The sequence below is a fragment of the Pseudomonas sp. AC193 genome (genome assembly GCF_979258075.1).
In genome coordinates this window covers 4,958,060-4,979,430 of record NZ_OZ409832.1, presented here as the reverse complement: position 1 = coordinate 4,979,430, position 21,371 = coordinate 4,958,060, and the positions used below count along the sequence as shown (strand labels likewise).

The following is a 21,371-nucleotide window of genomic DNA, read 5'->3' as shown; positions in this document are numbered from 1 at the left end:
AGTGAGCCTGCTCGCGATGAGGCCGGCACATTCAGCAAATGTGCTGACTGACACACCGCCATCGCGAGCAGGCTCACTCCTACAAAAGCAAAAGCCAAAAAAGAACAAAACCCGGAACAATCCACAGAGGTTGAATCATGGCTGTCAACACCGATCGTGCAAGCAACAAACCGTTGATCGAAAGGCGTTCGATTGACTACATCCCGGAAGCGGAAAGACACGGTCGTCTGTTCAGCCAATTCACCCTGTGGATGGGCGCCAACCTGCAAATCACTGCGATTGTCACCGGGGCTTTGGCCGTGGTGCTCGGGGGTGATGTGTTCTGGTCGCTGATCGGTCTGTTGATCGGTCAATTGCTCGGCGGCGGGGTGATGGCGCTGCACGCCGCGCAAGGGCCGAAACTCGGCCTGCCGCAGATGATCTCCAGCCGTGTGCAGTTCGGCGTTTATGGCGCGGCGATCCCGATCGTTTTGGTGTGCCTGATGTACCTGGGTTTCACCGCGACCGGTACCGTGCTTTCCGGTCAGGCGCTGGGCCAGTTATTTAATGTCAGCGACAGCGTCGGCATCCTGATTTTCGCCAGCGTGATCGTGGTGGTCACGGTACTCGGTTACCGAGTGATCCACTGGATCGGCCGTGTCGCCAGCGTCATTGGCGTGATCGCTTTCGTCTTCCTGTTCTGGCGTCTGATGAGCCAGACCGACGTCGGCGCACTCCTGCAAATCCGTCATTTCAGCTGGAGCAGCTTCCTCCTCGCGGTGTCGCTCGCGGCCTCCTGGCAGATTGCGTTTGGCCCTTACGTGGCTGACTATTCCCGTTACCTGCCGAGCAATACCTCGGCGGTGAAAACCTTCTTTGCCGCCGGTGCCGGTTCAGTGGTCGGCGCGCAAGTGGCGATGATCCTCGGCGTGTTCGCGGCGGCTTCGGCCAACGGCCAGTTCGCCGGTCACGAAGTTGCCTACATCGTCGGCCTGGGCGGCACCGGAGCCACCGCTGCGCTGCTGTACTTCAGCATCGCATTCGGCAAGGTGACCATCTCGACGCTGAACTCCTACGGCAGCTTCATGTGCATCGCGACCATCATCAGTGGTTTCAAAGGCCACCTGACGGTTACGCGGATGCAGCGTCTGGTGTTCGTACTGGTGATCGTCGGCGCAGCGACCCTGATCGCGCTGCTCGGCCAGCACTCGTTCCTCGGTGCGTTCAAGTCTTTCATCCTGTTCCTGCTCGCGTTCTTCACCCCGTGGAGCGCGATCAATCTGGTGGATTACTACTGCATCACCCGTGAGCGCTACGAGGTGCCGGCGCTGGCCGATCCGAACGGTCGCTACGGTCGCTGGAACATGCTCGGCATCAGCGTTTATGTGTTCGGTGTGCTAGTGCAACTGCCGTTCATCTCCACCAAGTTCTACACCGGCCCGCTGGTGGCGGCCCTCGGTGATGTGGATATTTCCTGGATCATCGGTCTGGTGCTGCCGGCCGTCGTCTACTACGTGTGCGCGAAAAAATGGCACAGCGCGGTACCCGATCAACTGATTCTGCCGGTCGAGCAGAACAGCGTTGTACAACCTAAAACAAGCGGGGCCGGACGCGCTGCGGCGCAGGCCTGATTTGGACGTGGACAGGGCTGGATGCCTCTTGACTGCCGAAAGCCAATTCATGATTAGGAGCGTCACAACAATGAAATCGAACAAGACCCTGCTGACCACATTGCTGTCCATGGGCCTGTTGGCCAGTGCCGGCGCGACCCAGGCCGCGGGCTGGTGCGAGTCGGGCAAACCGGTGAAGTTTGCCGGCCTGAACTGGGAAAGCGGCATGCTGCTGACCGACGTGCTGCAAGTGGTGCTGGAGAAAGGTTACGACTGCAAGGTCGACAGCCTGCCGGGCAATTCCATCACCATGGAAAACGCCCTGAGCAGCAACGATATTCAAGTGTTCGCCGAAGAGTGGGTCGGCCGCAGCGAGGTCTGGAACAAGGCCGAGAAGGCCGGCAAGGTCGTCGGTGTCGGCGCACCTGTGGTGGGCGCTGTGGAAGGCTGGTACGTGCCGCGCTACGTGATCGAAGGCGACGCCAAACGCAAGCTGGAACCGAAAGCACCGGATCTGAAAAACATCGCCGATCTGGGCAAGTACGCCGCCGTGTTCAAGGATCAGGAAGAGCCGTCCAAGGGCCGTTTCTACAACTGCCCGGCCGGCTGGACTTGTGAACTCGACAACAGCGAAATGCTGAAAAGCTACGGTCTGGAAAACAGCTACACCAACTTCCGCCCAGGCACCGGCCCGGCGCTGGATGCGGCGGTGCTGTCGAGCTACAAGCGTGGCGAGCCGATCCTGTTCTACTACTGGTCGCCAACCCCGCTGATGGGCCAGGTTGACCTGGTCAAACTCGAAGAAAAACCCGGCGTCGACAAGTCCGTGAGCATTAAGGTCGGCCTCTCCAAGACCTTCCACGACGAAGCCCCGGAACTGGTCGCCGTGCTGGAAAAGGTCAACCTGCCGATCGACCTGCTGAACCAGAACCTGGGTCGCATGGCCAAGGAACGCATCGAGTCGCCAAAACTGGCGAAAATCTTCCTCAAGGAACATCCTGAAGTCTGGCATGCGTGGGTCAGTGACGACGCAGCCAAGAAAATCGACGCGGCGCTGTAGGTCGATACCTCCCGGCCAACCGAGAGGCAGGCCGGGAGATATGCCGTAAACGCTTGATTGAGATTTCTGATTGAGAGCCGCTTATGTTTCCCGAGAGCTTTACCTTTTCCATCGCCGACTGGGTCAACGGTTGGGTCGATTCGCTGGTCACCAACTACGGTGATGTGTTCCGCCATATCTCCGACACCCTGCTGTGGGCCATCGTCAACCTTGAAGGCATGCTGCGTGCGGCGCCGTGGTGGTTGATGCTGGCGATCGTCGGTGTGATCGCCTGGCACGCCACGCGCAAAGTGGTGACCACTGCGGTCATCGTCGGTTTGTTGTTCCTCGTCGGCGCGGTCGGCCTGTGGGACAAACTCATGCAAACGCTGGCGCTGATGATGGTCGCGACGATCATTTCGGTGCTGATCGGCATCCCGCTGGGGATTCTCTCGGCGCGCAGCAATCGCCTGCGCTCGGTGCTGATGCCGCTGCTCGACATCATGCAAACCATGCCAAGTTTTGTGTACCTGATTCCGGTGCTGATGCTGTTCGGTCTGGGCAAGGTGCCGGCGATTTTTGCCACTGTGATTTATGCCGCGCCACCGCTGATTCGCCTCACCGATCTGGGCATCCGCCAGGTTGACGGCGAAGTGATGGAAGCGATCAACGCATTCGGCGCCAACCGCTGGCAGCAACTGTTCGGTGTGCAACTGCCGCTGGCCTTGCCGAGCATCATGGCCGGGATCAACCAGACCACCATGATGGCCCTGTCGATGGTGGTGATCGCCTCGATGATCGGCGCCCGTGGTCTGGGTGAAGATGTGTTGGTGGGGATTCAGACCCTCAACGTCGGACGAGGTCTTGAGGCCGGTCTGGCGATCGTGATTCTCGCAGTGGTCATCGACCGCATTACTCAGGCGTATGGTCGGCCACGGCATGAGGTGAGCAAATGAGCAACGCAACCGTGAGCAAGATCGAAGTCAAAAACGTCTTCAAGATTTTCGGCAACCGCGCCAAGGACGCATTGGCGATGGTCGGCCAGGGCAAGACCAAGGATCAGGTGTTGAGCGAAACCGGTTGCGTGGTCGGCGTTAACGATCTGTCGTTGAGCATCGGAACTGGCGAGATCTTCGTGATCATGGGCCTGTCGGGTTCGGGCAAGTCGACACTGGTGCGCCACTTCAACCGGCTGATCGACCCAACCAGCGGCGCGATCCTTGTCGACGGCGTCGACATCCTGCAATACGACATGGAAGCCCTGCGCGAATTTCGCCGGCACAAGATCAGCATGGTGTTCCAGAGCTTCGGCCTGCTGCCGCACAAGAGCGTGCTGGATAACGTCGCCTACGGCCTGAAGGTGCGTGGCGAGAGCAAGCAAATGTGCGCGGAACGCGCGCTGCACTGGATCAACACCGTGGGCCTCAAAGGCTACGAAAACAAATACCCGCATCAGCTCTCCGGCGGCATGCGTCAGCGTGTTGGTCTGGCTCGGGCTTTGGCGGCAGACACCGACATCATCCTGATGGACGAAGCGTTCAGTGCGCTGGATCCGCTGATCCGCGCGGAGATGCAGGATCAGTTGCTCGAGCTGCAGAAGACGTTGCACAAGACCATCGTGTTTATCACCCACGACCTTGATGAGGCAGTGCGCATTGGTAACCGGATTGCGATTCTCAAGGATGGGCGGTTGATTCAGGTCGGCACGCCACGCGAGATTCTGCATTCGCCGGCGGATGAGTACGTTGACCGGTTTGTTCAGCGGCGTGCGGCGGTGGTTTAAGCAGTTTTGTGTTGGCTGGGCTGGCCTCTTCGCGAGCAAGCCCGCTCCCACATTTGGAATGCGTCCCCTGTGGGAGCGGGCTTGCTCGCGAAGGCGTCAGTGAAGCTGCATCAATATTACGGTTGAGGTTTTAAATGTCCCAGGCTGAAAAAATCGTTATCACCGGCGCCCCTCTGCGTTGGCAGGACGTGGTTGCTGTCGCCCGTCACGGCGCTCAACTGGAGCTGTCGAGCGACACCTGGGCGCGCATCGAAAATGCCCAGGCGATCGTCCAGCGCATCGTCGAAAGCGGCGAGCGGGCCTATGGCGTCAACACCGGTCTGGGCGGTTTGTCCAACGTTTCCCTGCAGGACGAACAACTCAGCCAACTCTCGCGCAACACCTTGCTCAGCCATGCCTGCGGCGTCGGCCCGGTACTCGCCGACGAGCAGACCCGTGCGATCATCTGCGCCGCCATTCACAACTACAGCCACGGCAAATCCGGGCTGCATCGCCGGGTCGTCGAAGGGCTGCTGGCGCTGCTCAATCGTGGCATCACCCCGCGAGTGCCGTCGCAAGGTTCAGTTGGCTATCTGACGCACATGGCGCACATCGGCATCACGCTGCTCGGCGTCGGCAACGTCAGCTATCGCGGGCAGATTATCTCCGCACAACAAGCATTGGCCGAAGAGGGTCTGCAACCGGTGCAACTCGGCGCGAAGGACGGTTTGTGCCTGGTCAACGGCACGCCGTGCATGACCGGCCTCAGCTGTCTGGCGATTGCCGATGCCACGCGTCTGGTGCAATGGGCCGACGTCATCGGCGCAATGAGTTTTGAAGCCCAGCGCGGCCAGATCGACGCGTTCGACGCCGAGATCATCGCGTTGAAACCGCACCCGGGCATGCAGCAGGTCGGCATCAATTTGCGCGCATTGCTCGATGGCAGTGAAGTGATTGCGTCGAGCAAAGGCATTCGCACTCAGGATGCGCTGAGCATTCGTTCGATCCCGCAAGTACACGGCGCGGCGCGTGATCAACTCGATCATGCGATCAAGCAGATCGAAGCCGAACTCAACGGCTGCACCGACAACCCGCTATTGCTGGGCACGCCGGATAATTTCCGGGTGATGTCGCAAGCCAATCCGCACGGCCAATCGGTGGCGATGGCGGCGGATTTGCTGGCGATTGCCATGGCTGAAATCGGCTCGATCGCCGAGCGTCGCCTCGATCGTTTGGTCAACCCGCACGTCAGTGGCCTGCCGGCATTTCTGGTGGCCAATCCGGGGGTGAACTCCGGAATGATGATCGTCCAGTACGTCGCTGCGTCGTTATGCGCGGAAAACCGCCAATTGGCGCAACCGGCGGTGCTCGACAACTACATCACTTCCGGTTTGCAGGAAGACCATCTGAGCATGGGCACCAACGCCGCGCTGAAGCTGCATCGTGCGCTGGAAAACTGCACGCAGATCCTCGCCATCGAATATCTGCTGGCGGCGCAGGCGTTTGAATTCCTCAAGGTACAACGCTTCGGCGCCGGCACTGACCGCGCGTGGCGACTGCTGCGCGAAACCGTCCCGGCCTACGATCAGGATCGCTGGCTCGCCCCGGATATTGCCGCCGCCGCGAGCGTGTTGAAAAACCCGAATCTGCTGCACAACGTTCTATCGAATTTGCATTGAAAAACTACCCTGCCAGCGTGCCAAGGCGCCGGATGCCCACAAGGCTGAAAGCGACGGATAACGGAATGCTCCGGAGCGAATGGCAAGTTAATAACAAACTCTCAAAAGGAGCATTTAAATGACTGCGCTGAACCTGATTCCCGGCCAACTGAGCCTGGCCCAACTGCGTGACGTCTACCAGAACCCGGTCAAGCTGACGCTCGACAACAGCGCCTCGGCGCAGATCGAAGCCAGCGTTGCCTGCGTTGAACAGATTCTCGCCGAGAACCGCACCGCCTACGGCATCAACACCGGTTTCGGCCTGTTGGCCTCGACGCGCATCGCCAGCGAAGACCTGGAAAACCTGCAGCGCTCGCTGGTGTTGTCCCACGCCGCCGGTGTTGGCGTGCCGATCAGCGATGAGTTGGTGCGTCTGGTCATGGTGCTCAAGGTCAATAGCCTCAGCCGTGGTTTCTCCGGCATTCGCCGCGTGGTGATCGATGCGCTGATCGCGTTGATCAACGCCGAGGTTTATCCGCACATTCCATTGAAAGGTTCGGTCGGTGCTTCGGGCGATCTGGCGCCGTTGGCGCACATGTCGCTGGTGCTGCTGGGCGAAGGCAAGGCGCGCTACAAGGGCGAGTGGATGGAAGCGGTTGAAGCGCTGAAAGTCGCGGGTCTGACGCCGCTGACGCTGGCAGCGAAAGAAGGTCTGGCGCTGCTCAACGGTACTCAGGTTTCCACCGCGTTCGCGCTGCGTGGGTTGTTTGAAGGTGAAGATTTGTTTGCCGGCGCGTTGGCGCTGGGCGGTCTGACGGTTGAAGCGGTTTTGGGGTCGCGTTCGCCGTTCGATGCACGCATTCATGCGGCGCGTGGCCAGAAAGGTCAGATCGATGCGGCTGCGGCTTATCGTGATCTGCTGGGTGAGCGCAGTGAAGTCTCCGATTCGCATCAGAATTGCGAGAAGGTTCAGGATCCGTACTCGCTGCGCTGCCAGCCGCAAGTCATGGGCGCCTGCCTGACCCAGTTCCGTCAGGCCGCTGAAGTGCTGGCGGTTGAAGCCAACGCGGTTTCCGATAACCCGTTGGTGTTTGCCGCTGAAGGCGACGTGATTTCCGGCGGCAACTTCCACGCTGAACCGGTGGCCATGGCCGCTGACAACATGGCGTTGGCCATTGCCGAAATCGGCTCGCTGAGCGAACGCCGCATCTCGCTGATGATGGACAAACACATGTCGCAACTGCCGCCGTTCCTGGTGGCCAATGGCGGCGTGAACTCCGGATTCATGATTGCGCAGGTGACCGCTGCGGCGCTGGCCAGCGAGAACAAAGCGTTGTCGCATCCGCATTCGGTGGACAGTCTGCCGACCTCGGCTAACCAGGAAGACCACGTTTCCATGGCACCGGCGGCGGGCAAGCGTCTGTGGGAAATGGCCGAAAACACCCGGGGGATTCTCGCGGTGGAATGGCTGGCGGCGGTGCAGGGGCTGGATCTGCGTAACGGTCTGAAGACCTCGGCGAAGCTGGAACAGGCGCGAGCGATTCTGCGTAAGGAAGTGCCGTTTTATGAGAAGGATCGGTTCTTTGCGCCAGATATCAATGCGGCGACTGAGTTGTTGGCTTCGCGCTGCCTGACCGAGCTGGTTCCGGCGAAGCTGCTGCCTAGCCTGTGATGGACTCTTCGCGAGCAAGCCCGCTCCCACAGGGGTACGCATTCCAAATGTGGGAGCGGGCTTGCTCGCGAATCGATTTTGAACAAGACGAGGACTTGGGATGAAAACCCTCTGGCAACACTGCCACGTCGCAACCATGGCGCAAGGCGTCTACTCGATCATCGAGGATGCGGCCATCGTGACGTCCGGTGCGCTCATCGAGTGGATCGGCCCGCGCAATCAACTGCCGTCCGGCGAATACCCGGCGGTCAATGACCTGCAAGGCGCGTGGGTCACCCCCGGCCTGATCGACTGCCACACCCACACGGTGTTCGGCGGCAACCGCAGCGGCGAATTCGAAAAGCGTCTGCAAGGCGTCAGCTACGCCGAGATCGCGGCATCCGGCGGCGGCATCGCCAGCACCGTGCGCGCGACGCGTGAAGCGACGGAAGACGAGCTGTTCGCCAGCGCCGCCAAACGCCTGAAAAGCCTGATGCGCGACGGCGTGACCACGGTCGAAATGAAGTCCGGCTACGGCCTCGATCTGGTCAACGAACGCAAAATCCTCCGGGTCATCCGTCGCCTCGAAAAACAGCTGCCGATCAGCGTGCGCAGCACCTGTCTGGCCGCCCACGCGTTGCCGCCGGAGTACAAGGATCGCGCGGACGATTACATCGATCTGGTCTGCAACGAAATGCTTCCCGCGCTCGCCGCCGAAGGTCTGGTCGATGCCGTGGATGCGTTCTGCGAATACCTGGCCTTCTCGCCGGAGCAGGTCGAGCGCGTGTTTATCGCCGCGCAACAACTCGGTCTGCCGGTGAAGCTGCACGCCGAACAATTGTCCTCGCTGCACGGCTCCAGCCTCGCCGCGCGCTACAAGGCGTTGTCTGCCGATCATCTGGAGTTCATGGACGAGGCCGACGCCATCGCCATGGCCGAAGCCGATACCGTCGCCGTGCTGCTGCCGGGCGCGTTCTACTTTCTGCGCGAAACCCAGTTGCCGCCAATGGACGCCCTGCGCAAGCACAAGGTGAAAATCGCCATTGCCAGCGACCTCAATCCCGGCACTTCGCCGGCGCTGTCGTTGCGGCTGATGCTGAACATGGCCTGCACCTGTTTCCGCATGACCCCGGAAGAAGCCCTGGCCGGCGCGACGATTCATGCCGCACAAGCACTGGGCATGGCCGACACGCACGGTTCGCTGGAAGTCGGCAAGGTCGCGGATTTCGTCGCATGGCACATCGATCGTCCGGCGGATCTGGCCTATTGGCTGGGTGGTGATCTGGACAAACGCGTCGTCCGTCACGGCGTCGAATCAAGTCTGTAGGAGAGCGGTTGTGGATAAGGTTCTGAACTTCAAACAAGGTCGCGTGCCGTTGCTGATCAGCATGCCTCACGCTGGCGTGCGCCTGACGCCTGCGGTGGAAGCCGGGTTGATTCCGGACGCGAAAAGCCTGCCGGACACCGACTGGCACATTCCGCAGCTGTACGACTTTGACGAAGAGCTGGGCGCGAGCACGTTGGCGGCTGAGTATTCACGATTCGTCATCGATCTGAATCGACCGTCCGACGATAAGCCGCTATACGCCGGGGCGACCACCGGGCTGTATCCGGCGACGTTGTTCGATGGCATTCCGTTGTTCCGCGAAGGGCACGAGCCGTCGAAGGAAGAGCGCGCGACGTATCTGGAGCAGATCTGGACGCCGTATCACCGCACGCTGCAAGAAGAGCTGGCGCGATTGAAGGCCGAGTTCGGTTACGCGTTGCTGTTCGATGCGCACTCGATCCGTTCGATCATCCCGCACCTGTTCGACGGCAAGCTGCCGGACTTCAACCTCGGCACCTTCAACGGCGCCAGTTGTGATCCGCAACTGGCCAGTCAGCTCGAAGCAATCTGCGCCGGCCACAGCCACTACAGCCATGTGCTCAACGGCCGCTTCAAGGGCGGTCACATCACCCGGCATTACGGCAACCCGGCCGAGAACATCCACGCCGTGCAACTGGAGTTGTGCCAGAGCACCTACATGGAAGAGTTCGAACCGTTCCGCTACCGCGCCGACTTGGCCGAGCCGACGCAAGTCGTCCTCAAGGAACTGCTACAAGGCTATCTGGCCTGGGCAAAGTCTCACTACACCGCATAACCCCCTTGTGGGAGCGAGCCTGCTCGCGAAGCCGTCCGGTCAGCCAACATCTACGTTGACTGACACACCGCTTTTGCGAGCAGGCTCGCTCCCACAGGTTTTGATCGTTCCCACGCTCCGCGTGGGAATGCAGCCCGTGACGCTCCGCGTCACTGGACGCGGAGCGTCCCAAGAGGCATTCCCACGCAGAGCGCGGGAACGATCAAGTCCACAGGCATGCTCATTGACGTAAATCGGGTTTATGATGCCCAACGGCAGAATAATAGAAGTCCCCCCAGGGATGACCTCGACCCCTTACGGAGCGCGCAATGCAGACTTTGTTTCCGCAGATCAAACCTCACGCCCGGCACGATCTGGCTGTCGATGACACCCACACGCTGTACGTCGACGAAAGCGGTTCACCCGAGGGTTTGCCGGTTGTGTTCATCCACGGCGGCCCCGGCGCCGGTTGCGACGCGCAGAGCCGGCGCTATTTCGATCCGAATCTGTATCGCATTGTGACCTTCGACCAGCGCGGTTGCGGTCGCTCCACGCCGCACGCCAGCCTGGAAAACAACACCACATGGGATCTGGTCGCCGACCTTGAGCGCATCCGCAAACACCTGGGCATCGAAAAATGGGTGCTGTTCGGCGGTTCGTGGGGTTCGACCTTGGCGCTGGCCTACGCGCAAACTCATCCGGAACGTGTTCATGGTCTGATCCTGCGTGGGATCTTTCTCTGCCGTCCGCAGGAAATCGAGTGGTTCTATCAAGCCGGTGCCAGCCGTCTGTTCCCTGATTACTGGCAGGACTACATCGCGCCGATCCCGCTGGACGAACGCGACGATCTGCTCAGCGCTTTCCACAAACGTCTGATCGGCAACGACCAGATTGCGCAGATGCACGCGGCCAAAGCCTGGTCGACATGGGAAGGGCGCACCGCGACCCTGCGGCCGAACCCGCTGGTGGTTGATCGTTTCTCCGAGCCGCAGCGCGCGCTGTCGATTGCACGGATCGAATGCCACTATTTCACCAACAACGCGTTCCTTGAACCGAACCAGTTGATTCGCGACATGGGCAAGATCGCGCATTTGCCGGGCGTGATCATTCACGGTCGTTATGACGTGATCTGCCCGCTCGACAATGCCTGGGAACTGCATCAAGCCTGGCCGAACAGTGAATTGCAGGTGATCCGCGACGCCGGCCACGCCGCCTCCGAACCGGGCATCACCGATGCACTGGTGCGCGCGGCCGGCAACATGGCGCGACGCCTGCTCGACCTGCCCCCCGAGGAAGCATGAAGGGCCTTTTGCAGCGCGTCAGTAACGCGCGGGTGGAAGTGGCGGGCGAGGTGGTAGGCGCGGTCGATCAAGGTTTGCTGGTGCTGGTGGCGGTCGAACCCGACGACACGCGTGCCAGCGCCGACAAACTTCTGCATAAGCTGCTTAACTATCGGGTATTCAGCGACGCCGAGGGCAAGATGAACTTGTCCCTGGCGGATGTTGGCGGCGGGTTGCTGCTGGTCTCTCAGTTCACCCTCGCAGCCGACACCAAGAGCGGGTTGCGCCCGGGTTTTTCCAGCGCAGCGCCTCCGGCCCTGGGCGAGGAATTGTTCGACTATCTATTAGGCAAAGCGAAACAGATGCATGGCACTGTGGCATCAGGTAGATTCGGCGCGGATATGCAGGTGCACCTGGTCAATGATGGCCCGGTAACCTTCCTGTTACAGACCTGAAAGCGCTTGAAACATCTTTTTAAGGGCATTTCGACTGAAAACAGGCATTTTTCGCGATAAATACTTGGTTACCCCCGATGCTTTGTCATGCGGGCTACTAGATAATCGCGCGCTACGGGGATCAGCGTTCGTTGGTCCGTTTTGACTTAGGTAGAGACTTGTCCGGAGCCGATTGGGGAATCATTTTGCCCCAGCGGAGTCGGAACAATGCTCGCCAACTTGGCAAGAGTGTTCTGGAAGGTCGGTTTTTCACTGCCGAAAACCCTACAGGCACTTCATCTGGCCGTTGGTTTATTGATCTGTTTTCGGCGAGGGTTGCTCGTGATTGTTAGTCCCTGTAATGCAGCAAAATTGTCTGCCAAACGCATGCGAAGTGCTCTGGTAGCGGGCTCGGCGCTCCTGTGCCTGCTCAGCGCCGGTCAGCTTTGGGCGTTCAATCTTGACGATGTATCGGCCAAGGCAAAAGAGCTGGCCGGGCAGAAGTTCGAAGCCCCGCGCAGCAACCTGCCGAACGAGTTCCGCGACATGAAGTTCGCGGACTATCAAAAAATTCGCTTCCTCACCGAAAAGGCTGAGTGGGCTGATCAGAAGACCCCGTTCAAGTTGTCCTTCTATCACCAGGGCATGCACTTCGACACGCCGGTCAAAATCAACGAAATCACGGCGAACACCGTCGAAGAGATCAAATACGATCCGACCCGCTTCGATTTCGGCGACCTGAAATTCGATCCTAAGGCCACTGAGCAACTGGGTTATGCCGGTTTCCGTGTGCTGTACCCGATCAACAAGGCCGACAAGCAAGACGAAATCATGACCATGCTTGGCGCGAGCTACTTCCGCGTCGTTGGCAAGGGTCATACCTACGGTCTGTCGGCCCGTGGTCTGGCGATCGATACCGCGCTGCCGTCTGGCGAAGAATTCCCGCGTTTCCGCGAGTTCTGGATTCAGCAGCCGAAGCCGGGCGACAAGCATCTGGTGATCTTCGCCTTGCTCGATTCGCCACGCGCCACCGGTGCCTATCGTCTGATCCTGCGTCCGGGCAGCGACACCATTGTCGACGTCAAAGCGCAGATGTTCCTGCGTGACAAGGTCGGCAAACTGGGCATCGCACCGCTGACCAGCATGTTCCTGTTCGGCGCCAATCAGCCGTCGAAAGTCCTCAACTACCGTCGTGAACTGCACGACTCCAGCGGTCTGTCGATCCATGCCGGCAACGGCGAGTGGATCTGGCGTCCGCTGAACAATCCGAAACACCTGGCCGTGAGCAACTTCAGCGTCGAAAACCTGCGTGGTTTCGGTCTGCTGCAGCGTGGTCGCGACTTCAGCCACTACGAAGACCTCGACGATCGCTACGACAAGCGTCCAAGCGCCTGGATCGAGCCGAAGGGTGACTGGGGCAAAGGCACCGTTGATCTGGTAGAAATTCCGACCGCTGACGAAACCAACGACAACATCGTTGCGTTCTGGAGCCCGGAAAAAATGCCGGAGCCGGGCCAGCCGCTGGACTTCGCTTACCGCATGCACTGGACGATGGACGAAGCGGCGATTCACGCGCCGGACAGCGCCTGGGTTTCGCAGACTCTGCGTTCGACCGGTGACGTCAAGCAATCGAACCTGATCCGTCAGCCGGATGGCAGCGTTGCTTATCTGGTCGATTTCGAAGGTCCATCGCTGGCGGCCCTGGCCCCGGACGCTGACGTTCGCAGTCAGGTCAGCGTCGGCGACAACGCCGAACTGGTCGAGAACAGCGTGCGCTACAACCCGGAAACCAAGGGCTGGCGCTTGACCCTGCGGATGAAAATCAAAGACGCAGGCAAGTCGACCGAGATGCGTGCCGCACTGGTTCAGCCGGTGGTAACGGCTGATCTGGCCAAGTCGTCGGTACCGGCGTCCAACTCGTCCGTGGCCAAGGCCGACAAGGTTGCCGCCAAGCAACAAGAGAAAGAAGACAAGGAAGCCAAGGCAGCCGAGGCCAAACAGGCTCAACAGGCCGATGCCAAGCCCGCTGCAGATGCCAAGGACAAGGCCAACAAAGACGCCAAGCAGCCTGTAGCTGCGGACGCGGCCCCAGCCACACCGGAATCGGCGCCGACTGAAGAAGTCATCACCGAGACCTGGAGCTATCAGTTGCCTGCCGATGAGTAACTCTCAAGTACAGCCAGAGACTCTGTCCGAGTATCTGGCGCATCTGCCGATGACCGACGAGCAGCGCGCGGAACTCGCGGGCTGCTCGTCGTTCAGCGAGTTGCATGAACGCCTGTCGTCTTCGACGTTCGACGCCCCTGCCGAAGCCGCCCAGGCTTCGGTGGGCAAGCGCCTGACCCTGAGCACGGCTGAAGAGCTGGAAGAAGCGGAAATGCTGGTGCTCGACGCCAGCGGTCGGGTCAGCCTCAAGGCTACCCCGCCGATCCGCCGTACCAAGGTGGTTCCGGAGCCGTGGCGCACCAATATTCTGGTGCGTGGCTGGCGCCGTCTGACCGGTCGCACCAACCCGCCACAGCCGCCGAAGGACGAAAACGTTCTGCCGGCGGCGCGCTGGCGCACCGTTGGTTCGATCCGTCGTTACATTCTGTTGGTATTGATGCTCGGCCAGACCATTGTCGCTGGCTGGTACATGAAAGGCATCATGCCGTACCAGGGCTGGTCGTTCGTCGATCTCGACGAAGTCCTGCACCAGCCGCTGCTGCAAACCGCCACGCAAGTGCTGCCGTATGCGCTGCAAACCAGCATCCTGATTCTCTTCGGGATTCTGTTCTGCTGGGTGTCGGCCGGTTTCTGGACGGCGCTGATGGGCTTCCTCGAGTTGCTCACCGGTCACGATAAATACCGTATCTCCGGCAAAAGCGCCGGCAACGAGCCGATTGCCAAAGACGCGCGTACCGCGTTGGTAATGCCGATCTGCAACGAAGACGTACCGCGCGTATTCGCCGGTCTGCGTGCTACGTTCGAATCGGTCGCGGCTACCGGTGATCTGGATCGCTTCGACTTCTTCGTCCTCAGCGACAGTAACGACACCGATATCTGTGTTGCCGAGCAACAGGCCTGGCTGGACGTCTGCCGCGAGGCCAAAGGCTTCGGCAAGATCTTCTACCGTCGTCGTCGCCGTCGGGTGAAGCGCAAGAGCGGCAACCTCGACGACTTCTGCCGTCGTTGGGGCGGTGACTACAAGTACATGGTCGTGCTCGACGCCGACTCGGTGATGAGTGGCGAGTGCCTGACCAGTCTGGTGCGCTTGATGGAAGCCACGCCGGATGCCGGGATCATCCAGACCGCGCCGCGTGCGTCGGGCATGGACACCCTGTATGCGCGCATGCAGCAGTTCGCGACCCGTGTGTACGGCCCGCTGTTTACCGCTGGTCTGCACTTCTGGCAGTTGGGTGAATCCCACTACTGGGGTCACAACGCGATCATCCGCATGAAGCCGTTTATCGACCACTGCGCCTTGGCGCCGTTGCCAGGTAAAGGGGCGTTCTCCGGTGCGATCCTGTCTCACGACTTCGTTGAAGCGGCGCTGATGCGCCGTGCCGGTTGGGGCGTGTGGATTGCCTACGACTTGCCGGGCAGCTACGAAGAACTGCCGCCGAACCTGCTCGACGAACTCAAGCGTGACCGTCGCTGGTGCCACGGCAACCTGATGAACTTCCGTCTGTTCCTGGTCAAAGGCATGCACCCGGTGCACCGCGCGGTGTTCCTCACCGGCGTGATGTCGTACCTGTCGGCGCCGTTGTGGTTCTTCTTCCTCGTGTTGTCGACCGCACTGTTGGCGGTGAACACGCTGATGGAACCGCAGTACTTCCTCGAACCGCGTCAGCTCTATCCGCTGTGGCCACAATGGCACCCGGACAAGGCGATCGCGCTGTTCTCGACGACCATCGTGCTGCTGTTCCTGCCGAAACTGTTGAGCATCATCCTGATCTGGGCCAAAGGCGCGAAAGAGTTCGGCGGCAAGTTCAAGGTGACCCTGTCGATGCTGCTGGAGATGTTGTTCTCCATGCTGCTGGCGCCGGTGCGGATGATTTTCCACACGCGTTTCGTTCTGGCCGCGTTCCTCGGCTGGGCCGCGACCTGGAATTCACCGCAACGTGACGACGACTCGACGCCTTGGAGCGAGGCGGTCAAACGCCACGGCCCGCAAACCCTGCTGGGTTTCTGCTGGGCGCTGCTGGTGATCTGGCTGAACCCGAGCTTCCTCTGGTGGCTGGTGCCAATCGTCGGTTCGCTGATGCTGTCGATCCCGGTGTCGGTGATCTCCAGCCGTGTCGGTCTGGGCCTGAAGTCCCGTGACGAGAGCCTGTTCCTCATCCCTGAGGAATACAATCCGCCACAGGCGCTGCTGGCGACCGATCAGTACACCCACGAAAACCGTTACCACGCGCTCAACGACGGCTTCGTCCGCGCGGTGGTCGATCCGCAGCAGAACGCTTTGGCGTGCTCGCTGGCGACTTCCCGCCACGGTCAGGCCGAACCGATCGAATGGCTGCGTCAGGAGCGTGTGCGTCACGCGCTGAAGGTTGGCCCTGCGGGGTTGAACAACCATGATCGTCTGCAGCTGCTGAGCGACCCTGTTGCCTTGGCACGTTTGCATGAGCAGGTCTGGGCGGAAGGTCACGCTGAGTGGCTGGATGCATGGCGCGCTTCGGTGAAAGCCGATCCGCATGCGCCGTTGCTGCCGTTGCAACCGGTGGGCTTGCAGGCGCAACCGGCCTGATGAAGAAACCCCGCGATGTTGCGGGGTTTTTTTTGGCCTGCTGAAAAGCCCCTCACCCTAGCCCTCTCCCGGAGGGAGAGGAACCGACCGAGTTGAATATTCGAGATACGCCGACCTGATCTTTCTGCGTTGAATTCATAATCGACTCGGTTTTTCAGGTCGACGTATAGCTTGAGACACCTCGGTCGGCCCCCTCTCCCTCCGGGAGAGGGCTGGGGTGAGGGGACTGATTGGAAGATGCTTCAGAAGTACGCCGACCGATCTTGCTGTGCTGAATCCATAATCGACTCGATCTTTCAGGTCGGCGTATAGCTCGAGACACCTCGGTCGGCTCCCTCTCCCTCCGGGAGAGGGCTGGGGTGAGGGGGAGCGATCTTGATTGTTAAACAAATCGTCCATTAAACCTTGTGCAAAAAAACGAGTGCGTTAGCATCCGTCCCCGAATTGGCGCGCCCGGGCTTTTTTGCCCGTTTCTGTCGGTTTTTCGCGCCGCACACGCAATGGTTTTGGGGACTTGAAGATGAAGAAGTATCTGTCGATGCTGCTGGTCGGCGTCACGGCACTGGTTGCAGTCAATGCGGCGCAGGCTGGCGCAATCGATGACGCGGTCAAGCGCGGCACGTTGAAAGTCGGTATGGATCCGACCTACATGCCGTTCGAAATGACCAACAAGCGCGGCGAAATCATCGGCTTCGAAGTCGACATTCTCAAAGCCATGTCCAAAGCCATGGGCGTCAAACTGGAACTGGTTTCGACCGGCTACGACGGCATCATCCCGGCGCTGATGACCGACAAGTTCGACATGATCGGCAGCGGCATGACCCTGACCCAGGAACGCAACCTGCGCCTGAACTTCAGCGAACCGTTCATCGTCGTCGGCCAGACCCTGCTGATCCGCAAAGAGCTGGAAGGCACTATCAAGTCCTACAAAGACCTGAACACCGCTGACTACCGCATCACTTCCAAGCTCGGCACCACCGGCGAGATGGTTGCCAAGAAGCTGATCTCCAAAGCCAAGTACCACGGCTACGACAACGAGCAAGAAGCCGTGCTCGACGTGGTCAACGGCAAGGCTGACGCCTTCATCTACGACGCCCCGTACAACGTGGTCGCGGTGACCAAGGTCGGCGCCGGCAAACTGGTGTTCCTCGACAAGCCGTTCACCTACGAGCCATTGGCGTTTGGTCTGAAGAAGGGCGATTACGACAGCATCAACTTCATCAACAACTTCCTGCACCAGATCCACGAAGACGGCACTTACGATCGCATCCATGACAAGTGGTTCAAGAGCACCGAGTGGCTCAAGGACATGGAATAACGCGCATCCGCAGATCGTTCCCACGCTCTGCGTGGGAACGCATCCTGTGACGCTCCGCGTCACGATCAGGCAGGGACGCAGAGCGTCCCGAGCGGCATTCCCACGCAGAGCGTGGGAACGATCATCCGAGAACCTGCAATGAAACAGAAAAAAGCCCAATGGCCCTGGCACGTCCTCACCGTGCTGGTGCTGGTCGGCCTGGCCGGCGCGTTGTATTACGCGACGTCGCTGATGTCCTACGAATGGCGCTGGAACCGTGTGCCGCAGTACTTCGCCTATCAGGCTGAAGAAACCCAGCGCGCCGCTGACATTTCCACGGTCACCGAACTCGTGCGCAAGGGCAGCAGCGCGCAGGTCACCCTGCGCAACGACGCTGGTGACGAGCAACACCTGACTGTCGACGAGAACAGCCTGCAATTCGCTCAGGGCGACGATGTGGCTGAAGGTGACGTCGTGGGTGTCACTCGCCATTGGGCGGCAGGGCCGCTGTTGTGGGGGCTGTGGACGACGCTTTGGCTGTCGGTAGTGTCCGGGATTCTAGGGTTGCTCATTGGTCTGGTCACCGGCCTGTGCCGGCTGTCGAACAACCCGACCTTGCGCGACCTCTCGACCATCTACGTCGAACTGGTACGCGGCACGCCGCTGTTGGTGCAGATTTTCATTTTCTACTTCTTCATCGGCACGGTGATGAACCTGTCCCGCGAATTCGCCGGGATCGCTGCGCTGTCGCTGTTCACCGGCGCCTACGTGGCCGAGATCATTCGTTCTGGCGTGCAATCGATCGCCCGTGGCCAGAACGAAGCGGCGCGCTCCCTCGGTCTAAGTGCCGGTCAGTCGATGCGCCACGTGGTGCTGCCGCAAGCGCTGAAACGCGTGCTGCCACCGCTGGCCGGGCAGTTCATCAGTCTGGTCAAGGACACCTCGCTGGTGTCGGTGATCGCCATCACCGAACTGCTGAAAAGTGGCCGTGAAGTCATCACCACCTCGTTCTCGCCGTTCGAAATTCTGTTCTGCGTCGCCGGCCTGTACCTGTTGATCAACCTGCCGCTGTCGAAAATCGCCAGCCGGCTTGAGCGGAGGCTCGCGCAAAGTGATTGAAGTCCGCGAACTGGTAAAAGTCTTCGACACCCGTGGGCAAGTGGTGCGCGCGGTGGATAACGTCAGCACCACGGTCGCCAAGGGCGAAGTGCTGGTGGTGATCGGTCCGTCGGGTTCCGGCAAGTCGACCTTCCTGCGTTGCCTCAATGGCCTGGAGGAATTTAACTCGGGCTCGGTGAGCATCGACGGCCTGCAACTGGCCGACTCGAAAACCGACGTCAACGCCTACCGCCGCGAAGTCGGCATGGTCTTCCAGCATTTCAATCTGTTCCCGCACATGACCGTGCTGGAAAACCTTTGTCTGGCGCAGAAAGTCGTGCGCAAGCGCGGCAAGAAAGAGCGCGAAGCCAAGGCGATGGAGTTGCTGCAAAAGGTCGGCATCGCACAGAAGGCCAACGAGTTTCCGTCACGCCTGTCCGGCGGTCAGCAACAGCGCGTGGCGATTGCCCGGGCGCTGGCGATGGAGCCGAAGGTAATGTTGTTCGATGAACCGACTTCGGCGCTTGATCCGGAAATGGTTGGCGAAGTGCTGGATGTGATGAAGAACCTGGCCGTGGAAGGCATGACCATGGTCTGTGTGACCCACGAGATGGGTTTTGCTCGGGAAGTAGCGGATCGCGTGTTGTTCTTCGATCACGGCAAACTGCTGGAAGATGCAGCGCCGGCGGAGTTCTTTGATGCGCCGAAGGATCCGCGCGCCCAGGCCTTTCTGCGTCAGGTTTTGTAATTTCAGCGCCTCCCAGGACGCCTTCGCGAGCAGGCTCGCTCCCACAGTTGACCGCGTGGTCCAAGCGGACGCGATCCAATGTGGGAGCGAGCCTGCTCGCGAATGACATCACCTCGGTTTTGAGTGAACCGAGGTAGGCCAATCACCTCAAACCTTAAAGCGCCCCACCAGCATCTGTAGATGCGTCCCCAACCGCGCCAGCTCAACGCTGGACGCCGCGGTCTCTTCACTCGCCGCTGACGTCTGATCCGACACGTCCCGCACATTCAGCACGCTACGGTTGATCTCTTCCGCCACCGCGCTCTGCTGCTCGGCAGCCGCCGCAATCTGCTGGTTCATCGCCTGAATCGCCGACACCGTGCGCGTAATGCTTTCCAGCGAACCACCGGCACGACGGGTCAGCTCGACGCTGCTGTCGGTCAGGGTGCGGCTGTTGTCCATGATCGTCGCCACTTGCTGAGTGCCGTTTTGCAGGCCGACGATCAGCTCTTCAATTTCTTCGGTGGACTTCTGCGTGCGCTGCGCCAGGCTGCGCACTTCATCGGCAACCACGGCAAAACCACGTCCGGCTTCACCGGCACGCGCTGCTTCGATGGCCGCGTTAAGGGCCAGCAGGTTGGTTTGCTGGGCCACGGATTTGATCACGTCGAGGACGCTGCCAATCTTGTCGCTTTCGCGCTTGAGCTCGCCCATGGCGGTGGTGGAGTGACCGACTTCAACCGCCAGACGCTCGATCTGTGCGATGGCTTCGCCAACGACTTTGTCGCCTTCGCGGGCCTGTTGGTCAGCGGCGACGGCGGCTTCGGAGGCTTCCTCGGCGTTGCGCGCGACTTCCTGCACGGTGGCGGCCATTTCGTTCATGGCGGTGGCGACCTGGTCGGTCTCGATCTTCTGATTGTTGACCCCGGCGCTGGTTTGCTCGGTCACCGCCGAGAGTTCTTCAGCAGCGCTGGCGATCTGGGTGACGCCGTCGCTGATCCCGCCGATCAGCTCGCGCAGGCCTTGGGTCATGCTCTGCATCGAGCGTTGCAGTTGGCCGAGTTCGTCGCGGCGCTGCGAAACCAGGTTGTGGGTCAGATCGCCAGCGGCCACGCGCTCGGCGACTTTCAGGGTCTGGTTCAGCGGGATGATGATCTGGCGGGTGATCGCCCACGCGGCCAGCAAGCCGAACGCGATGGCGAGCAGGGTGGCGATGATCAGCATGTTTTTCGCGTGTGCGGCGTCGGTGTCACGCACCACGGTCTGGGAAATGGTCAGTTTTTTACTGGCATCGAGGAGGATATCGCCCTGGGCTGCCATGCGAGCAACGGCGCTCCCGCTGGCGGTTTGCGCGTCGCGGAACTGGCCGACGGCGGCGCGATAGGCCTTCATCGACTCGGCGGCTTGCTGCAGGTTGGCAGTGAACTGTTCCGGCAGTTTCGACGGCAGGCTCTCAAGGGATTTCAAAGCATTTTCGATCGCGTCGAGCGCGGGTTGCTCGGCATCGGCCTTGCCGCTGTAGGTGTAACCGCGCACTTGATAGCGCGCCTGTTGCAGCAGCTTGCTCAGGTCTACCACGCTGTTGAATTGCGCGATGCTGTCACCTTGCAGCAGGCCCTTTTCAACTTCCGAGACTTTGGCCACGGCGTTGTCGGCATTCGCGCCGAGTTTGCTGCGCGCGTCTTCGCGGTGCGTGGTCGCCTGGATCATGTCGGCGAAAGCACGTTTGTACTCGGCGACGGCAGCCAGTTGCTGGTCGACCAGGGCGATGTCGGCCGGTTGTTCGATCAGCGTGCGCGCGGTTTGCAGGCCGCTGTCGAGTTTGCCGAGCATGTCGTTGACCGCGCCCGGACCTTGTTCGCCACGGCGTGCATCGTAATCGACGCGGGCCAGACGCAGATCCTTGCTGTACTCATTGAGGCTGGAAATAAACCCGAGCTTGTCGCCCCGGCTGATGATGCCGCTCATGCCGGACCAGCCGGTGAAG

Annotated in this window: 16 protein-coding genes and 1 pseudogene; 15 read left to right on the top strand and 2 right to left on the bottom strand. The window is 60.4% G+C overall.

Features of this window, described 5'->3' with window-relative positions; genetic code table 11:
• Positions 1 to 137: 137 nt before the first annotated feature.
• From ACZZ0D_RS22355 to ACZZ0D_RS22285, 15 genes are all read left to right on the top strand, one after another.
• Positions 138 to 1,610, top strand: coding sequence for a purine-cytosine permease family protein (locus ACZZ0D_RS22355; protein ID WP_463554313.1), 1,473 nt, complete (start codon positions 138 to 140; stop codon positions 1,608 to 1,610).
• Positions 1,611 to 1,680: 70 nt separating this feature from the next.
• Positions 1,681 to 2,649, top strand: coding sequence for an ABC transporter substrate-binding protein (locus ACZZ0D_RS22350; RefSeq protein ID WP_053116616.1), 969 nt, complete (start codon positions 1,681 to 1,683; stop codon positions 2,647 to 2,649).
• An 83-nt stretch (positions 2,650 to 2,732) separates the two neighbouring features.
• Positions 2,733 to 3,584, top strand: coding sequence for an ABC transporter permease (locus tag ACZZ0D_RS22345; protein WP_008080600.1), 852 nt, complete (start codon positions 2,733 to 2,735; stop codon positions 3,582 to 3,584).
• The gene (locus tag ACZZ0D_RS22340; RefSeq protein WP_426618617.1) at positions 3,581 to 4,411 is read left to right on the top strand and encodes a quaternary amine ABC transporter ATP-binding protein; all 831 of its coding nucleotides are present in this window, start codon (positions 3,581 to 3,583) and stop codon (positions 4,409 to 4,411) included. Before ACZZ0D_RS22345 ends, ACZZ0D_RS22340 begins: the two co-directional genes overlap by 4 nt.
• 134 nt (positions 4,412 to 4,545) lie before the next feature.
• Positions 4,546 to 6,069: a histidine ammonia-lyase gene (hutH, locus tag ACZZ0D_RS22335; protein WP_463554312.1), complete on the top strand. Its 1,524-nt coding sequence runs from the start codon at positions 4,546 to 4,548 to the stop codon at positions 6,067 to 6,069.
• 118 nt (positions 6,070 to 6,187) lie between these two features.
• Positions 6,188 to 7,720, top strand: coding sequence for a histidine ammonia-lyase (hutH, locus tag ACZZ0D_RS22330; RefSeq protein ID WP_053116619.1), 1,533 nt, complete (start codon positions 6,188 to 6,190; stop codon positions 7,718 to 7,720).
• 100 nt (positions 7,721 to 7,820) lie between these two features.
• Positions 7,821 to 9,026, top strand: a complete 1,206-nt coding sequence (hutI, locus tag ACZZ0D_RS22325) for an imidazolonepropionase (protein WP_159811603.1) — start codon at positions 7,821 to 7,823, stop codon at positions 9,024 to 9,026.
• A gap of 10 nt (positions 9,027 to 9,036) precedes the next feature.
• Complete coding sequence (gene hutG, locus ACZZ0D_RS22320) at positions 9,037 to 9,840, top strand: N-formylglutamate deformylase (protein ID WP_463554311.1); 804 nt, start codon at positions 9,037 to 9,039, stop codon at positions 9,838 to 9,840.
• Positions 9,841 to 10,148: 308 nt separating this feature from the next.
• On the top strand, positions 10,149 to 11,120 hold the full coding sequence (pip, locus tag ACZZ0D_RS22315; protein ID WP_053116622.1) for a prolyl aminopeptidase: 972 nt from the start codon (positions 10,149 to 10,151) through the stop codon (positions 11,118 to 11,120).
• Complete coding sequence (gene dtd, locus ACZZ0D_RS22310; protein WP_400755657.1) at positions 11,117 to 11,554, top strand: D-aminoacyl-tRNA deacylase; 438 nt, start codon at positions 11,117 to 11,119, stop codon at positions 11,552 to 11,554. Before pip ends, dtd begins: the two co-directional genes overlap by 4 nt.
• A 366-nt stretch (positions 11,555 to 11,920) precedes the next feature.
• Positions 11,921 to 13,699, top strand: coding sequence for a glucan biosynthesis protein G (locus ACZZ0D_RS22305; protein ID WP_178124148.1), 1,779 nt, complete (start codon positions 11,921 to 11,923; stop codon positions 13,697 to 13,699).
• Entirely contained in the window at positions 13,692 to 16,262 is a 2,571-nt protein-coding gene (gene mdoH, locus ACZZ0D_RS22300; RefSeq protein WP_463554310.1) for a glucans biosynthesis glucosyltransferase MdoH, read from the top strand. Before ACZZ0D_RS22305 ends, mdoH begins: the two co-directional genes overlap by 8 nt.
• Before the next feature lie 520 nt (positions 16,263 to 16,782).
• Positions 16,783 to 17,580: a transporter substrate-binding domain-containing protein gene (locus ACZZ0D_RS22295; RefSeq protein WP_007909335.1), complete on the top strand. Its 798-nt coding sequence runs from the start codon at positions 16,783 to 16,785 to the stop codon at positions 17,578 to 17,580.
• A 138-nt stretch (positions 17,581 to 17,718) separates the two neighbouring features.
• Positions 17,719 to 18,678: an amino acid ABC transporter permease gene (locus tag ACZZ0D_RS22290; RefSeq protein ID WP_053116625.1), complete on the top strand. Its 960-nt coding sequence runs from the start codon at positions 17,719 to 17,721 to the stop codon at positions 18,676 to 18,678.
• Positions 18,671 to 19,405 (top strand): amino acid ABC transporter ATP-binding protein, encoded by a 735-nt coding sequence (locus tag ACZZ0D_RS22285; RefSeq protein ID WP_463554309.1) that lies wholly within the window; start codon positions 18,671 to 18,673, stop codon positions 19,403 to 19,405. The genes ACZZ0D_RS22290 and ACZZ0D_RS22285 overlap by 8 nt, the downstream gene beginning before the upstream one ends.
• Before the next feature lie 147 nt (positions 19,406 to 19,552).
• Here the strand turns inward: ACZZ0D_RS22285 and ACZZ0D_RS22280 are convergent, their stop codons facing one another.
• Positions 19,553 to 20,266 (bottom strand): methyl-accepting chemotaxis protein, encoded by a 714-nt coding sequence (locus tag ACZZ0D_RS22280; protein WP_463554832.1) that lies wholly within the window; start codon positions 20,264 to 20,266, stop codon positions 19,553 to 19,555.
• 141 nt (positions 20,267 to 20,407) lie between these two features.
• Positions 20,408 to 21,352, bottom strand: a pseudogene (locus ACZZ0D_RS22275) (methyl-accepting chemotaxis protein); the annotation flags it as partial.
• Between the last annotated feature and the right edge of the window lie 19 nt (positions 21,353 to 21,371).

Excerpts from the sequence above, each read along its gene's own strand:
- ACZZ0D_RS22355 (WP_463554313.1), top strand. The coding sequence starts at position 138 with ATGGCTGTCAACACCGATCGTGCAAGCAACAAACCGTTGATCGAAAGG.
- ACZZ0D_RS22350 (WP_053116616.1), top strand. The coding sequence starts at position 1,681 with ATGAAATCGAACAAGACCCTGCTGACCACATTGCTGTCCATGGGCCTG.
- ACZZ0D_RS22345 (WP_008080600.1), top strand. The coding sequence starts at position 2,733 with ATGTTTCCCGAGAGCTTTACCTTTTCCATCGCCGACTGGGTCAACGGT.
- ACZZ0D_RS22340 (WP_426618617.1), top strand. The coding sequence starts at position 3,581 with ATGAGCAACGCAACCGTGAGCAAGATCGAAGTCAAAAACGTCTTCAAG.
- hutH (WP_463554312.1), top strand. The coding sequence starts at position 4,546 with ATGTCCCAGGCTGAAAAAATCGTTATCACCGGCGCCCCTCTGCGTTGG.
- hutH (WP_053116619.1), top strand. The coding sequence starts at position 6,188 with ATGACTGCGCTGAACCTGATTCCCGGCCAACTGAGCCTGGCCCAACTG.
- hutI (WP_159811603.1), top strand. The coding sequence starts at position 7,821 with ATGAAAACCCTCTGGCAACACTGCCACGTCGCAACCATGGCGCAAGGC.
- pip (WP_053116622.1), top strand. The coding sequence starts at position 10,149 with ATGCAGACTTTGTTTCCGCAGATCAAACCTCACGCCCGGCACGATCTG.
- dtd (WP_400755657.1), top strand. The coding sequence starts at position 11,117 with ATGAAGGGCCTTTTGCAGCGCGTCAGTAACGCGCGGGTGGAAGTGGCG.
- ACZZ0D_RS22305 (WP_178124148.1), top strand. The coding sequence starts at position 11,921 with ATGCGAAGTGCTCTGGTAGCGGGCTCGGCGCTCCTGTGCCTGCTCAGC.
- mdoH (WP_463554310.1), top strand. The coding sequence starts at position 13,692 with ATGAGTAACTCTCAAGTACAGCCAGAGACTCTGTCCGAGTATCTGGCG.
- ACZZ0D_RS22295 (WP_007909335.1), top strand. The coding sequence starts at position 16,783 with ATGAAGAAGTATCTGTCGATGCTGCTGGTCGGCGTCACGGCACTGGTT.
- ACZZ0D_RS22290 (WP_053116625.1), top strand. The coding sequence starts at position 17,719 with ATGAAACAGAAAAAAGCCCAATGGCCCTGGCACGTCCTCACCGTGCTG.
- ACZZ0D_RS22280 (WP_463554832.1), bottom strand. The coding sequence starts at position 20,266 with ATGAACGAAATGGCCGCCACCGTGCAGGAAGTCGCGCGCAACGCCGAG.